Consider the following 13,620-nt stretch of genomic DNA (forward strand, 5'->3'; position numbering starts at 1 on the left):
TCCGCCGGCCCGGGTCGCACCACCCCCCCTGGCCGGGTCAGCGCGCCGGCACCGGCGCCCCCACCGCCGGACCACGCAGGTCCTGGGCCGCCGTGCACGTCTCCGCTCCCCCGCGCCGCCGCCACCACGCCACGAGCGCCACGTAGGCGCCCGTGCCCGCCAGCGTCAGCGCGAGCGAGGCCAGGCCGACACCGGCCGGCACCGGTCCCGCGGCGGCCAGGTCGTCGTCCAGGAGGCCGGCGAGCAGGAAGATCAGCACGTTGTTCACGGCGTGCAGCACGATCGCCGCCTCGATGCCCCCGGTCAGCCAGACCACCGCCGACGCGGCCAGCGCGAAGGCGAGGTAGTCGAGGAAGGCCACGGGAGTCGGTGGCAGGTGCGCCAGCGCGAACAGCGTCGCGGTGACGAGGGCGGCCACCACCGCCCCGGCGGCCGGGCGGCCGATCCAGCCGGCGATCGCCTGGCTCAGGTAGCCGCGGAAGAGGTACTCCTCCGCCGCCGACTGCAACGGGGTGGTCAGCAGGACGACGGCGAGCAGCCAGCCCCACGACGCCACCGGCCCCTCCAGCTGGGCGTCGCCGACGGTGAACGCCAGGAGGGCCGACAGGCCCACCGCGACGCCGAGGGAGCACAGGGCGAGCAGGGTCAGCCGGGGCAGCAGCCGCCATCGCAGCCTGGCCAGCACCGACGACGACCACCCCGGGCGCATGCCGTGCGCCACCGCCCACGCCAGCCAGACCACCGGGATGGCCACGATCAGCGTGGCGTTGGTGACCAGCAGCACGCCCGGGTCGGTGAGATCGAGCAGGGCGAGGTCCGGGCTCACGCCGGTGAGGATCCCGATCACCCCGACGACGGCGCCCGCCACCAGGAAGACCACGCCGATCAGCAGCAGCCCGAGCACCGGGCGCCACCACGCCCAGTCCCGGGAGCGCATCGCGAGCAGGAACGGCTGCGGCACGTCGTGCGGCGGCGTCCCCGGGGGCAGGGCCCAGGCCACCGGCGGCGGGCCCGGGTAGGGCCCCCACTGCGGCGGCGGCGCCGGGTAGGGCCCCCACTGCGGCGGCGGGGCCGGGTAGGGCCCCCACTGGGGCGGCGGTGGGGGCGACCAAGGAACGGGCGGTGGCTGTCCCGGCCCCGGCCGGTGCGTCGGCGGCGGCCCGCCGTACCACTCGTCGGCCGGCCCGCCACCGGCGCCGGGACGGGTCATCCCTCGCTGGCGACCGTGCGCGCAGCGGCGAGCCGCGCCAGCGTCCGATCCCGCCCGAGCAACTCCATCGACTCGTACAGCGGCGGGGAGACCGTGCGCCCGCTGACCGCCACCCGGACCGGGCCGAAAGCCTGCCGCGGCTTGCGGCCGAGCCCCTCGACCAGCGCCTCCTTGAGGGCCTGCTCGATGGCTGGAGTGGTCCACTCGTCCAGCGCCCGCAGGGCCGCCGTGGCGGCGTCCAGCACCTCGACGGCGCTCTCACCGGCCAACTGCTTCTCCGCCGCCGCGGGGTCGATCTCCACCTCGTCGACGAAGAGGAAGCCCAGCAGCCCGACGGCCTCCGACAGCACGATCATGCGCTCCTGCGCCAACGGGGCGATGGCCCGCAGGACGGCGTCCTGCTCCGCGGTGGGCGGGTCGCCGACCAGGCCGGCGTCGGCCAGATGAGGGACGACGCGCGCGGTGAACTCCTCGACGGGCAGCCCGCGCAGGTGCGTGGCGTTGATCGCCTCCGCCTTCTTCAGGTCGAAGCGCGCCGGGTTGGCGCTCACCCGCGTGACGTCGAAGGCCTCGACCAGCTCGGCCGTGGAGAAGATGTCCCGGTCGTCGGCGATCGACCAGCCCAGCAGCGCCAGGTAGTTCACCAGGCCCTCGGGCAGGAAGCCGCGCTCCCGGTACACGTCGAGGTTGGACGTGGGGTCGCGCTTCGAGAGCTTCTTGGTCCCTTCACCGGTCACCAGCGGCAGGTGCCCGAAACGCGGGGTGCCGGTGGCCACGCCGATGTCGCTCAGGGCGGAGTACAGCGCCAGCTGCCGCGGGGTCGAGGGCAGCAGGTCCTCGCCCCGGAGCACGTCGGTGATGCCCATCAGGGCGTCGTCCACCGGGTTCACGAACGGGTACAGCGGCGCGCCGTTGCCGCGGACCAGCACGAAGTCGGGCACGGCTCCGGCGGCGAAGCGGACCTCACCGCGGACGAGGTCGGTCCAGACGAGGTCCTCGTCGGGCATCTTCAGCCGCAGGACCGGCATCCGGCCCTCGTCCCGGAAGGCCGCCTTCTGGGCCTCGGTGAGGAACCGGTCGTGGTTGTCGTAGCCGAGCTTCGGGTCCTCCCCCGCGGCCCGCCGACGGGCGTCGACCTCCTCGTTGGTGGAGAACGACTCGTACGCGTGCCCGGACGCCAGCAGCTTGGCGGCCACCTCGCGGTAGATCTCGTGCCGCTCCGACTGGCGGTACGGCCCGTTCGGTCCGCCGACCTCCGGCCCCTCGTCCCAGTCCAGCCCGAGCCAGCGCAGGCTGTCGAGCAGGTGCCGGTAGGACTCCTCCGAGTCGCGGGCGGCGTCGGTGTCCTCGATGCGGAAGACGAACGTGCCGCCGTGGTGCCGCGCGTGCGCCCAGTTGAACAGCGCCGTCCGGATCAGGCCGACGTGGACGAGGCCCGTCGGGGAGGGGCAGAAGCGCGTGCGCACGGCGCCGGGCGGGGCGGGGACCTCCGTCATCGGGCGCCGCCCGCGGTCGACACGGCGTCGGCAGCGGAGACCGAGTTGGTCAGGGTGCCCAGCCCCTGGATGCTGCAGGACACCGTCTGACCGGGCCGGATCGGCCCGACACCGGACGGGGTGCCGGTGAGCACCACGTCGCCGGGGAGCAGGGTCATCACCTGGGAGATGTGGGAGATCAGCGTCGGGACGCCGAAGAGCAGCTGGCTGGTGCGGCCGGACTGCCGGCGCTCGCCGTCGACGTCGCAGGTGACCTCGAGATCGGTCGCGTCCAGGCCGATGCCGGACAGGTCGGTCTCGATCCACGGGCCCAGGGGGCAGAACGAGTCGAAGCCCTTGGCGCGGGTCCACTGCCCGTCGCCGGCCTGCATGTCCCGCTCGGTGACGTCGTTGCCGATGGTGTAGCCGAAGACGCTGCCCAGCGCCTGCTCCGGCGTCACGTTGCGCGCTCCCCGGGCACCGATCACGACGGCCAGCTCGACCTCGTGGTGCACGTTGGTGCTGCCCGGCGGGATGCGGATGGCGTCACCGGGGCCGATGACCGACGTCGAGGGCTTGAGGAACAGCAGCGGCTCCTTCGGCGCCTCGCCGGTGTTCATCTCCTTGACGTGCTCGGCGTAGTTCTTGCCGATGCAGACCACCTTGCTGGGCAGGATCGGCGAGAGCAGCCGGATGTCGGCCTGCGCGAAGCGCGTGCCGGTGAAGGAGATCTGGCCGAAGGGGTGGCCCTCGATCTGGGCGACCTGGCCGTCCCCGTCGAGGACGCCGAAGGACATGCCCTGAGGAGAGGCGAAACGGACGATGCGCACATCGCGAGGTTAGTCGTCGGCGGGCGACCGCCTCCCGACCTACCGTCTGCGCCCATGGCCTGCCGCTTCTCCGAGCTCGTCGTCGACAGTCGTGATCCCGAGTCGCTGGCCGCTTTCTGGGCCGCCGTGCTCGACTACCGGGTGCTCGGCCGCGAGGAGGATGGCAGCGTCGAGATCGGCCCGGAGGCCGGCTTCGGCGGCCCGGCGCCCACGCTGGTCTTCGGGAAGGTCGCCGATCCCACGCCGGGCAAGGTGCGGCTGCACATCGATCTCAACCCCACCGACCGCGACCAGGACGCCGAGCTGCAGCGGCTGCTCGACCTGGGCGCGACGCCGGCCGACGTCGGCCAGTCCGGCGACGAGGGGTGGCACGTCCTGGCCGATCCGGAGGGCAACGAGTTCTGCCTGCTGAGGACCCGGCTGGATTCCGTGTGACGGGCGCGCGCCGGCGCACCACCTGTTCCGCGGGCAGTCTGTCTCTGCCCAGCTGAGGTGGGCAGAGACAGACTGCCCGCAGGAACCTCACCGCGGGTCGGCGACCGGCCGCGGTGTCGCGGCGGGTGGGGCCCGGAGGGTCCCGGGCAGCCGTGCCACGTCGCTCCGCGCAGCAGGGGGACGGCAACTGGCCGCGGTGCCGGCCGGAGGCCGACAATGTCGTCGTGATCCTCATCGTCGTGAAGTTCCCCGTCCGTCCCGAGCGCGCCGACGAGTGGACCGGGCTGGCCGCCGACTACGCCCGTGCGGTGAACGCCGAGGAGGGCTCGCTGTTCTTCGAGTGGTCCCGGAGCCTCGAGGAGCCGAACACCTACGTCTGCGTCGAGGGCTTCCGGGACGCCGACGCGGGCGCCGCCCACGTCGCCACTGACGCCTTCAAGCGCTTCGTCGAGCAGGCGCCGGACCTGGTGTCCGCGCAGCCGCAGATCATCTACGTGGACGCGCCCGACGTCGCCGGCTGGGGCCCGATGGGTGAGATCCAGCCGCGCTGACCCGGTGCAGCCGTTCCTGCTGCTGTCCTCCCGGCCCGAGGACGACGCGGCCGACGCGGCCGACGCCGAGTACCGGTCGTTCCTGAGCTGCACCGCACTGCCGGCCGGGCGGCTGCACCGCATCCGGCTGGAGGCCGCACCGCTGCCGGCGCTGGACCTCGACGACTACGCCGGGGTCTTCCTCGGCGGTGGCCCGTTCAACTCCAGCGACGCGCCGGACGAGAAGTCCGCCGTCCAGGTCCGGGTGGAGCGCGACGTCGGCCGCCTGCTCGACGAGATCGTCGACCGGGACCTGCCCTTCTTCGGCGCCTGCTACGGGATCGGCACCCTCGGCACCCACCGCGGCGGGGTGGTCGACCGCACCTACGCGGAGCCGGTGTCAGCGGTAGAGATCAGCCTGACGCCCGAGGGCCGCGACGACGCCCTGCTGGCCGGCGTCACCGACCGGTTCGAGGCGTTCGTCGGGCACAAGGAGGCCTGCCGCGTGCTCCCGCCCGGCGCAGTGCTGCTGGCCTCGTCGGCGACCTGCCCGGTGCAGATGTTCAAGGTCGGCCGCAACGTCTACGCCACCCAGTTCCACCCGGAGCTCGACCTCGCCGCCATCGTGCAGCGGGTGCGCATCTACCAGCACGCCGGCTACTTCCCCGCCACCGAGGTCGAGGCGGTCATCGGCAGGCTGGGCAGCGCGGCGGTGACCGCACCGGGCCGGCTACTGGCCAACTTCGTCGCCCGCTACGGCTGAGCCGCGCCGCTCAGCGCGACCACGGGCCCCAACGGCGCCGTCGCCGTGCCGGTGGCGCGGCCGGAGTCGCTGCGGCGAGTGCCTCGTAACGGCGCAGCAGCTCGCCGAGCAGGCCCTCGTACTGCCGCCGGTCGAAGGAGTACGTGGGTAGCGGTCCGTACTCGTCCGGCGCAGGGACGAACTCCGCGAAGTCGCACTGCCAGCCGACGTCGCGCCACTGGACGGTGTCGTTGTCGATCACCAACCGCGTGCCGAGCGCGCGGCAGTTGATGTCCTGGTCGACCGAACAGACCAGCAGGGCGACACGGCCGTCGTCGAAGTCCGGAGCCCCTTCGCCGAGCAACGCACGCAGACCGGCCACAGCCGCTCCAGGATCCTCCGGCCACAGCCGGGTGAGCTCGGACGGCAGGTCCGGCACCCCCCAGCGGTCGGCCACCAGCCGACGCAGCGGGACACCGTCGACGGTCCAGTCCTCGAACGCGGAGTCCCGCTCCGTCGGTCGCCGCTCCGACAGGTCGACTGTCCGGGTCACCGCGGCGACGGTTCCCAGCTCGTGTACCGGTGACATCGCCCGCTACGGCGCCGGACGGCGCAGGACGGCGTAGGTGAGCGCGTCGACCAGCGCGTGCCACGACGCCTCGACGATGTTGGCGTGCACCCCGACGGTGGTCCACTCCCCCACCCCGTCGGTCGTGTCGATGAGCACGCGCGTGGTGGCGCTCGTGCCGCCCTTCCAGCCGAGGATGCGCACCTTGTAGTCGGCGAGGGCGACGTCGGCCAGCTGCGGGTAGCGGCTCACCAGCGCCTGCCGCAGCGCGTTGTCCAGCGCGTTCACCGGGCCGTTGCCCTCGCCGGTGCTGATGATCCGCTCGCCGTCGACGTGCACCTTCACCGTCGCCTCGCTGATCACCACGCCGTTGCCCCAGTGCTCGACGGAGGTCTTGTAGCTCTCCAGCTCGAACAGGGGCGCCGGGGCCCCGGGCAGCTGCGACCGGAGCAGCAGCTCGAACGAGGCGTCGGCGGCCTCGAACGACCAGCCGTCGGCCTCGAGCACCTTCACCTGGTCGACCACCCGGCCGATGGCGTCGGCCTGGCCGGTGAGGTCCACGCCGAGCTCGCGGCCCTTGAGCTCGACCGACGCCCGGCCGGCCATCTCGGTGACCAGGATGCGCATGTCGTTGCCCACGACCGCCGGGTCGAGGTGGTTGTACAGCTCGGGGCTCACCTTGATCGCGCTGGCGTGCAGCCCGGCCTTGTGCGCGAACGCCGAGGCACCGACGAACGGCTGGTGCTCGTCGGGCGCGATGTTGGCCAGCTCGGCGATCGCGTGGCTGACCCGCTGCAGCTCCGGCAGGCACTCGGCCGGGACGGCGGGGATGCCCATCTTGGTGACGAGGTTCCCGATCAGCGCGAAAGTGTCGGCGTTCCCGGCCCGCTCCCCGTACCCGTTCGCCGTCCCCTGCACGTGGGTGACGCCGGCCTCGACCGCCGCGAGCGTGTTGGCCACGGCGCAGCCGGTGTCGTCCTGGCAGTGGATGCCGAGCATGCCCGTGGTGCGAGCCCGCACGTCGGCGACCACGCGGCCCACGCCCATCGGCAGCATGCCGCCGTTGGTGTCGCACAGGACACCGACCTCGGCGCCGGCGTCGAACGCCGCCTGCAGCACGCGCACCCCGTAGTCGGGGTCGGCGGCGTAGCCGTCGAAGAAGTGCTCGCAGTCGAGGAACACCCGCCGGCCGTGGGCGACGAAGAAGGCGACGGTGTCGGCCACCATCGCCAGGTTCTCCTCCAGCGTCGTGCGCAGCGCCTCGCGCACGTGCCGGACGTCGGACTTCGCGACCAGGCACACGACCGGCGTCTGCGCGTCCAGCAGGGCGCGCACCTGGGCATCGTCCTCCACCGCCACGCCGGCCTTGCGGGTGGCGCCGAACGCCACCAGCTGGGCGTGCTTGAGCTGCAGCTCGGTGCGTGCCCGCGAGAAGAACTCGGTGTCCTTGGGCAGCGCTCCGGGCCACCCGCCCTCGATGAAGCCGACCCCGATCTCGTCCAGCAGCCGGGCGACGGCGAGCTTGTCGGCGACCGAGTAGCTGACGCCCTCCCGCTGGGCGCCGTCGCGCAACGTGGTGTCGAAGACGTGGAAGTCGGTCTCGGTGGTGGTCACGGTGTCTCCCGGGGATGGCGGCCGACCCGAACACGAAAAAGACCCCCCGGGTACGGGAGGTCTGCGCGCAGTCGGGGAGGTGACTGCGCGCTAGGCGATGATGATCGTGCCGCTGCTGTGCATCGCCGACCATGAAAGCACGGGAGGCGCGGTGCGCGGCAACCCCGGTCCCGGAAACCCGGCTCGGCCCCGCCCTGGCGGCCGGCGGTCTGCTGCGGGAGCAGCCGCCGGCCGGGGGGCTCAGCCGCCGGCGAGCGCCGCGAGCCGGTCGCCGACGTCGGACGTGCGGATCGGCGCCCGCGGGTCGCGGGTGGACAGGTCGAAGGCGACGGCGGCGTCGACCTTCTTCGCCTGCTCGGTGCGGCCGAGGTGCTCCAGCAGCAGTGCGACGGACAGGACCGTGGCCGTCGGGTCGGCGACGCCCCGGCCGGCGATGTCGGGCGCGGAACCGTGCACCGGCTCGAACATGCTCGGGTTGGTGCCGGACGCGTCCAGGTTCCCGCTGGCCGCCAGCCCGATGCCGCCGGTGACGGCGGCCGCGACGTCGGTGACGATGTCACCGAAGAGGTTGTCGGTGACGATGACGTCGTAGCGGCCCGGGTCGGTGATGAAGAACATCGAGGCGGCGTCGACGTGCTGGTAGGCGACGGTCACCTCGGGGAACTCGACCGACACCTCCTCCACCGTGCGCGACCACAGACCACCGGCGTGGGTGAGCACGTTGGTCTTGTGGATGAGGGTCAGGTGCTTGCGCGGGCGGGCGGCGGCCCGCTCGAACGCGTAGCGGGCCACGCGCTCCACCCCGAAGGCGGTGTTGAGGCTGACCTCGGTCGCGACCTCGTGCGGGGTGTCCTTGCGGAGCACGCCACCGTTGCCGACGTAGGGGCCCTCGGTGCCCTCGCGGACGCAGAGCATGTCGATCGGGCCCGGATCGGCCAGCGGGCTGCGCACCCCGTCGAACAGCTTCGCCGGCCGCAGGTTGACGTGGTGGTCGAGCTCGAACCGCAGGCGCAGCAGCAGGCCGCGCTCGAGGATCCCCGGCGGCACGCTCGGGTCGCCGATGGCGCCGAGCAGGATCGCGTCGTGCTGACGCAGCTCGTCGAGCACCGTGTCCGGGAGCAGCTCGCCGGTGCGCTGCCACCGCGCCGCCCCCAGGTCGTACGGGGTGGTCTCCAGGTCCGGCGCGACCGCGTGGAGGACCTTGAGGCCCTCCGCCACGACCTCGGGACCGATGCCGTCTCCAGGGATCACTGCCAGGCGCATGGGAAGCGACCCTAGGTCAGAGGCTCGTGAGGTCGGCGGCCTGGGCGGCGCGCGCCCCGATGCGCCCGGCGATCTGCTGCAGCAGCTCCGGCCCCACCGGGCTGTCCACGGTCACGGCCATGAGGGCCTCACCACCCTCGGTGGCCCGGCTGACCTGGGCACCGGCGATGTTGACGGCGGCCTCCCCGAGCGCCGCGCCCACCGTGCCGACCACCCCGGGCCGGTCGGCGTAGACGAAGAAGAGCAGGTAGCCCGATGCCGCCAGGTCGATCTCGAACCCGTCGACCTCGGTCAGCCGCGGCACCTGGTTCTTCCCGAACAGCGTGCCGGCGACGGTCACCTGGGTGCCGTCGGCCATCGCTCCGCACACCCGGACGTAGTTGCGGTAGGTCGGGCTCTCCGGGTCGCTGGTCAGGGCGACGTCCAGACCGCGCTGCTCGGCGAACAGCGGCGCGTTCACGTACGTGACCTGCTCCTCGACGACGTCGGAGAAGACGCCCTTCAGCACGGCGAGGGAGAGCACGGAGACGTCGAACTCGGCGAGCTTGCCGCGTACGTCCACCGTGACCGACTGGGCCAGGCCGCCGGCCACGGCCGTGAACACCCGGCCCAGCTTCTCGGCCAGCGGCAGACCGGGACGCACGTCCTCCGCCACCACGCCGCCTGCCTGCACGTTCACCGCGTCGGGCACGAACTCGCCCCGCAGCGCCAGGCGCACCGAGCGGGCCACCGCGGCGCCGGCCTTGTCCTGCGCCTCGGTCGTCGAGGCGCCCAGGTGGGGGGTGACGACCGTGTTCGGCAGGCCGAACAGCGGGCTGTCGGTGCAGGGCTCGGTGGCGTAGACGTCGATGCCGGCCGCACCGACCTGACCGGACCGGAGGGCGTCGGCCAGGGCCGCCTCGTCGACCAGCCCGCCGCGGGCGGCGTTGACGATGATCACGCCCCGCTTCGTGGTCGCCAGCTCGGCAGCGCCGATGAGCCCCAGGGTCTCCGGCGTCTTGGGCAGGTGGATGGTGATGAAGTCCGACTCGGCGAGCAGCTCCTCCAGCGTGACCAGCCGGACGCCGAGCTGCGCCGCGCGACCGGGCTGGATGTAGGGGTCGTAGGCGATCAGCTCGACACCGAACGCCGCGAGCCGCTGGGCGACCAGCACGCCGATGCGGCCGAGACCGATGACGCCCACGGTCTTCTCGGTGACCTCGACGCCGGTGAACGCCGAGCGCTTCCAGGTGCCCTCGCGCAGGGAGGCGTCGGCCGCGGGGATGTGCCGGGCGGCGGAGAGCAGGAGAGCGACGGCGTGCTCGGCGGCGCTCACGATGTTCGAGGTCGGGGCGTTGACCACCATCACGCCGCGCTCGGTGGCGGCGGCGACGTCGACGTTGTCCAGGCCGATCCCCGCGCGGGCGACCACCTCGAGCTTCGGGGCCGCGGCGAGGGCCTCGGCGTCGATCTGCGTCGCGCTGCGGATCATCACCGCCGCCGCATCCGCGAGCGCGGGCAGCAGGGCCGACCGGTCGGCGCCGTCGACATGACGGATCTCGACGTCGGTCCCGAGGACCTCCAGCACGCTCGGTGCGAGCTCCTCGGCGATCAGGACGACGGGCGCGGTCGTGGTCACGGGAACACAGCGTAGGAGCGCTCCTCCGTGTCCACTGCGGGCCCCCGCCGACCGGTCCACCCGCGAGCCCGGCCCGTGGGCTTGCCCGGGCGCGCCGGACGCGGACATGCTGGTGATCGACTGCGCCGGCCCCAGCGGCGCCCACCGGAGGGAAGCATGAGCCAGTCCGACGATCCCGGCCGTCCCGAGACCACTCCGCACGGCCCGACCGGCGGCCCGCCGGCGCACGGCCAGCAGCCCTGGGACCAGCAGGGGTACGGGCAGCAGCCCTGGGGCCAGCAGGGGTACGGGCAACAGCCCTACGGCCAGCAGGGGTACGGCCAGCAGGGGTACGGGCAGCCCTACCCGGGCCACGGCCCCTACGGCGCGCCCGGCCGGCCGGCACGACCGGCTCCCGTCGTCGTCGCCGCGGTGCTCGGCTTCCTCTTCGCCGCGTTCGGCCTGCTGGCCGTCCTGGGCGTCGTCGTCGGCGGCGCGGCGTTCCTGCAGCTCGCCGAGTCCGACCCGGCGTTCGCCGACCTCGGGGCCGAAGCGGAGACGGCGGTCGGATTCGGGCTCGTCGTCGCCGGCCTGCTGTTCCTCGGCTACACGGCGCTGATGATCTGGGGATCGGTCTGGGCCCTGACCGGGCGCAGCCGGGTGCCGCTGATCGTCGGGGGCTCGCTCACGATCGGTTTCGCCGGCCTGATCTTCATCGGCGCCCTCGCGGAGGGTGAGCCGGCCAGCATGCTCGTCCTCCTGCTGGTGCTCGCCGCCGCGATCGCCATGGTCGTGCTGCTCACCCTCCGCAGTTCGGCCCAGTTCTACGCCGCCCACCGGTTCCGCCGCGCCGGTCGCTGAACCGGGTGATCCACCGACGGCGCGCATCCACAGCCGGCCGCGGAGAACCCACTCGCGGGTGATCGTCCCTACGATCGGTCGTCAGGTGGCCACCACGGGCCGCCACACCACCAGGAGGACGCTGCGATGTCCAGCCCCACCGGTTCCGACCCCGACTACCCGCAGGGGGGTGCGCCGCAGGGACAGCCCGGCTGGGGTCCGCCGGCGGGCCAGCAGCCCGGCCAGGGGCCCGACCAGGGCTACGGCCAGCAGCCCGGCCAGGGTTACGGCCAGGGTCCCGCCCAGCAGCCCGGCCAGGGTTACGGCCAGGGTCCCGCCCAGCAGCCCGGCCAGGGCTACGGCCAGCAGCCCGGCCAGGGCTACGGCCAGGGTCCCGGCGGATACCCCGCCGCCCCGGCCGGCTACGGCCAGGCCCCCCAGAGCCAGCGCCCGGGGCAGGTGACCGCCGCAGGGGTCATCGGCCTCGTGTGGGGCGGCCTCGGCGCCCTGCTGGGCCTGCTCGGGCTGGTGGGGGCCTCGATGGTCGACGACCTCGGGATCGAGATCACCGGTATCGACATCCTCCTGGGCATCCTCGGGATCGCCGTCTCCATCGCGATGGTCGTCGGCGGCGTGCGGGTCCTCCAGGGGAAGTCGCCCACGCTGCTGCTGTACGCCGCCTACGCCACGGTGGCCCTGTGGCTGCTCGGGGTCATCTCCCTGCTCGTGCAGGGCTTCGAGTTCAGCCCCGCAGGCATCCTGAGCCTGGTCATCGCCGGCCTCATCGTGTTCCTGCTCCGGCAGGAGAGCTCCAAGCAGTACTTCGCCTCCCGGGGCATCAGCTACTGAGCGCCCCGCAGACGACGAACGGCCCCCGCTGCCTCGGGCAGCGGGGGCCGTTCTCGTCCGTCGTCAGCTACGCGCGGCGGTCCCGGTGTAGTCGTCCGACGCCGACACCCAGCTCATCAGCCCGCGCAGCTTGCGCCCGGTCTCCTCGATCGGGTGCGCCTCGGCCGCGGCGCGCTTGGCCTTGAAGTCCGGCGCACCGGCGTCCTGGTCGGCGATGAAGGCCGCGGCCCAGGAGCCGTCCTTGATCGCGCCGAGGACCTCCTTCATGGACTCCTTGACGCGGGCGTCGATCACCTTCGGGCCCGAGGTGTAGTCGCCGTACTCGGCGGTGTCGGACACCGACCAGCGCTGCTTGGCGATGCCGCCCTCGTACATGAGGTCGACGATCAGCTTGAGCTCGTGCAGGCACTCGAAGTACGCCACCTCCGGCTGGTAGCCGGCTTCGGTGAGGGTCTCGAACCCGGCGGTGATCAGCGCGCTGGCGCCACCGCAGAGCACGGCCTGCTCGCCGAAGAGGTCGGTCTCGGTCTCCTCGGCGAACGTCGTCCTGATGACGCCGGCCCGCGACCCGCCGATGGCCTTGGCGTAGGAGAGCGCGAGCTGCAGCGCGTTGCCGCTGGCGTCCTGCTCGACGGCGACCAGGCAGGGCACGCCCTTGCCGTTCTCGAACTCGCGGCGCACCAGGTGGCCCGGGCCCTTGGGGGCGACCATCGCCACGTCCACGCCGGCCGGGGGCTTGATGTAGCCGAACCGGATGTTGAAGCCGTGGCCGAAGAACAGCGCGTCACCGTCCTGCAGGTTCGGCTCCACCGACTCCGCGTAGAGCGTGCGCTGCACGTGGTCCGGCGCCAGGATCATGATCAGGTCGGCCTCGGCGGCTGCCTCGGCCGGCGTCACCACGCGCAGACCCTCGGCCTCGGCCTTGGGGCGGCTCTTGCTGCCCTCCGGGAGGCCGACGCGGACGTCGACGCCCGAGTCGCGCAGAGACAGCGCGTGGGCGTGCCCCTGGCTGCCGTAGCCCAGGACGGCGACGGTGCGCCCCTGGATGATCGAGAGGTCGGCGTCGTCGTCGTAGAAGATCTCGGCGGCCATGCTGGTTGCGGTTTCCCTTCGGGTTGTTCTACGGGTGGAGCGGTTCACGCGGAGCGCTGGTCGACCGGGCGCAAGGTACCGGCGCCGGACATCGACCGCGGGCCCCGGCCCAGGGCGACGGTGCCCGACTGGGCCATCTCCTTGATCCCGAGCGGCGCGAGCACCGCCAGGAGCGCCTGGAGCTTGTCCGGTGTCCCGGTGGCCTCGAGGGTCACCGTGTCGGGGTTGACGTCGATGACGCGGGCCCGGAACAGTTCCGCGGTCTGCAGCACCTGGGTCCGCTCGGCCATGGGCGCACGGACCTTGACCAGCAGCAGCTCCCGCTGGACCGCGGCCTCGCCGTCCAGCTCGACGATCTTGATGATCTCGATGAGCTTGTTCAGCTGCTTGGTGATCTGCTCCAGCGGCTGGCTCTCCGCGTCGACGACGATCGTCATGCGGGACAGGTCCGCGTTCTCGGTGGGCCCGACGGCGAGGGACTCGATGTTGAACCCCCGGCGGCTGAACAGCGCCGAGACGCGGGCCAGCACGCCGGACTTGTTCTCGACGAGGACCGACAGGGTGTGGCGGGTCAT

14 protein-coding genes are annotated in these 13,620 nt (G+C 73.0%); 5 read left to right on the forward strand and 9 right to left on the reverse strand.

What is annotated here, in order from left to right; all coding sequences use genetic code 11:
- Window positions 1-37: 37 nt before the first annotated feature.
- Genes ABDB74_RS15790 through ABDB74_RS15800 form a run of 3 tightly spaced genes read right to left on the reverse strand, consistent with a single transcriptional unit; the run spans window position 38 to window position 3,515 of the window.
- Window positions 38-1,210 carry a type II CAAX prenyl endopeptidase Rce1 family protein gene (locus tag ABDB74_RS15790; RefSeq protein WP_346619709.1) on the reverse strand — a complete coding sequence of 391 codons (1,173 nt, stop codon included), beginning with the start codon at window positions 1,208-1,210 and terminating at the stop codon, window positions 38-40.
- Window positions 1,207-2,706, reverse strand: a complete 1,500-nt coding sequence (gene gltX / locus ABDB74_RS15795) for a glutamate--tRNA ligase (RefSeq protein ID WP_346619710.1) — start codon at window positions 2,704-2,706, stop codon at window positions 1,207-1,209. Before gltX ends, ABDB74_RS15790 begins: the two co-directional genes overlap by 4 nt.
- The gene (locus ABDB74_RS15800) at window positions 2,703-3,515 is read right to left on the reverse strand and encodes a fumarylacetoacetate hydrolase family protein (RefSeq protein WP_346619711.1); all 813 of its coding nucleotides are present in this window, start codon (window positions 3,513-3,515) and stop codon (window positions 2,703-2,705) included. The genes gltX and ABDB74_RS15800 overlap by 4 nt, the downstream gene beginning before the upstream one ends.
- A 54-nt stretch (window positions 3,516-3,569) precedes the next feature.
- Here ABDB74_RS15800 and ABDB74_RS15805 point away from each other — a divergent pair, with 54 nt between their 5' ends.
- The 3 genes from ABDB74_RS15805 to ABDB74_RS15815 all read left to right on the forward strand — a co-directional run bounded on the left by ABDB74_RS15805 (window position 3,570) and on the right by ABDB74_RS15815 (window position 5,243).
- The gene (locus ABDB74_RS15805) at window positions 3,570-3,950 is read left to right on the forward strand and encodes a VOC family protein (RefSeq protein WP_346619712.1); all 381 of its coding nucleotides are present in this window, start codon (window positions 3,570-3,572) and stop codon (window positions 3,948-3,950) included.
- Window positions 3,951-4,174: 224 nt separating this feature from the next.
- Window positions 4,175-4,501: a putative quinol monooxygenase gene (locus ABDB74_RS15810; RefSeq protein ID WP_346619713.1), complete on the forward strand. Its 327-nt coding sequence runs from the start codon at window positions 4,175-4,177 to the stop codon at window positions 4,499-4,501.
- A gap of 4 nt (window positions 4,502-4,505) precedes the next feature.
- On the forward strand, window positions 4,506-5,243 hold the full coding sequence (locus tag ABDB74_RS15815; RefSeq protein WP_346619714.1) for a glutamine amidotransferase: 738 nt from the start codon (window positions 4,506-4,508) through the stop codon (window positions 5,241-5,243).
- Between the two features lie 10 nt (window positions 5,244-5,253).
- Here ABDB74_RS15815 and ABDB74_RS15820 read toward each other — a convergent pair whose 3' ends face one another.
- From ABDB74_RS15820 to serA, 4 genes are all read right to left on the reverse strand, one after another.
- Window positions 5,254-5,775 (reverse strand): hypothetical protein, encoded by a 522-nt coding sequence (locus ABDB74_RS15820; protein WP_346619715.1) that lies wholly within the window; start codon window positions 5,773-5,775, stop codon window positions 5,254-5,256.
- A 42-nt stretch (window positions 5,776-5,817) separates the two neighbouring features.
- Window positions 5,818-7,404, reverse strand: coding sequence for a citramalate synthase (gene cimA / locus ABDB74_RS15825; protein ID WP_346619716.1), 1,587 nt, complete (start codon window positions 7,402-7,404; stop codon window positions 5,818-5,820).
- 240 nt (window positions 7,405-7,644) lie between these two features.
- On the reverse strand, window positions 7,645-8,667 hold the full coding sequence (locus ABDB74_RS15830; protein ID WP_346619717.1) for a 3-isopropylmalate dehydrogenase: 1,023 nt from the start codon (window positions 8,665-8,667) through the stop codon (window positions 7,645-7,647).
- 16 nt (window positions 8,668-8,683) lie between these two features.
- Complete coding sequence (gene serA, locus ABDB74_RS15835; RefSeq protein WP_346619718.1) at window positions 8,684-10,285, reverse strand: phosphoglycerate dehydrogenase; 1,602 nt, start codon at window positions 10,283-10,285, stop codon at window positions 8,684-8,686.
- A gap of 156 nt (window positions 10,286-10,441) precedes the next feature.
- Between serA and ABDB74_RS15840 the strand changes: the two genes are divergently transcribed.
- Complete coding sequence (locus ABDB74_RS15840; RefSeq protein WP_346619719.1) at window positions 10,442-11,125, forward strand: hypothetical protein; 684 nt, start codon at window positions 10,442-10,444, stop codon at window positions 11,123-11,125.
- 126 nt (window positions 11,126-11,251) lie between these two features.
- Complete coding sequence (locus tag ABDB74_RS15845; RefSeq protein WP_346619720.1) at window positions 11,252-11,953, forward strand: hypothetical protein; 702 nt, start codon at window positions 11,252-11,254, stop codon at window positions 11,951-11,953.
- 63 nt (window positions 11,954-12,016) lie between these two features.
- Here the strand turns inward: ABDB74_RS15845 and ilvC are convergent, their stop codons facing one another.
- Both ilvC and ilvN read right to left on the reverse strand, forming a co-directional pair.
- Entirely contained in the window at window positions 12,017-13,045 is a 1,029-nt protein-coding gene (gene ilvC, locus ABDB74_RS15850; protein ID WP_346619721.1) for a ketol-acid reductoisomerase, read from the reverse strand.
- A gap of 44 nt (window positions 13,046-13,089) precedes the next feature.
- Entirely contained in the window at window positions 13,090-13,620 is a 531-nt protein-coding gene (gene ilvN, locus ABDB74_RS15855) for an acetolactate synthase small subunit (protein ID WP_346619722.1), read from the reverse strand.

The organism is Blastococcus sp. HT6-4 (assembly GCF_039679125.1).
In the GTDB taxonomy this organism is placed as follows: domain Bacteria; phylum Actinomycetota; class Actinomycetes; order Mycobacteriales; family Geodermatophilaceae; genus Blastococcus; species Blastococcus montanus.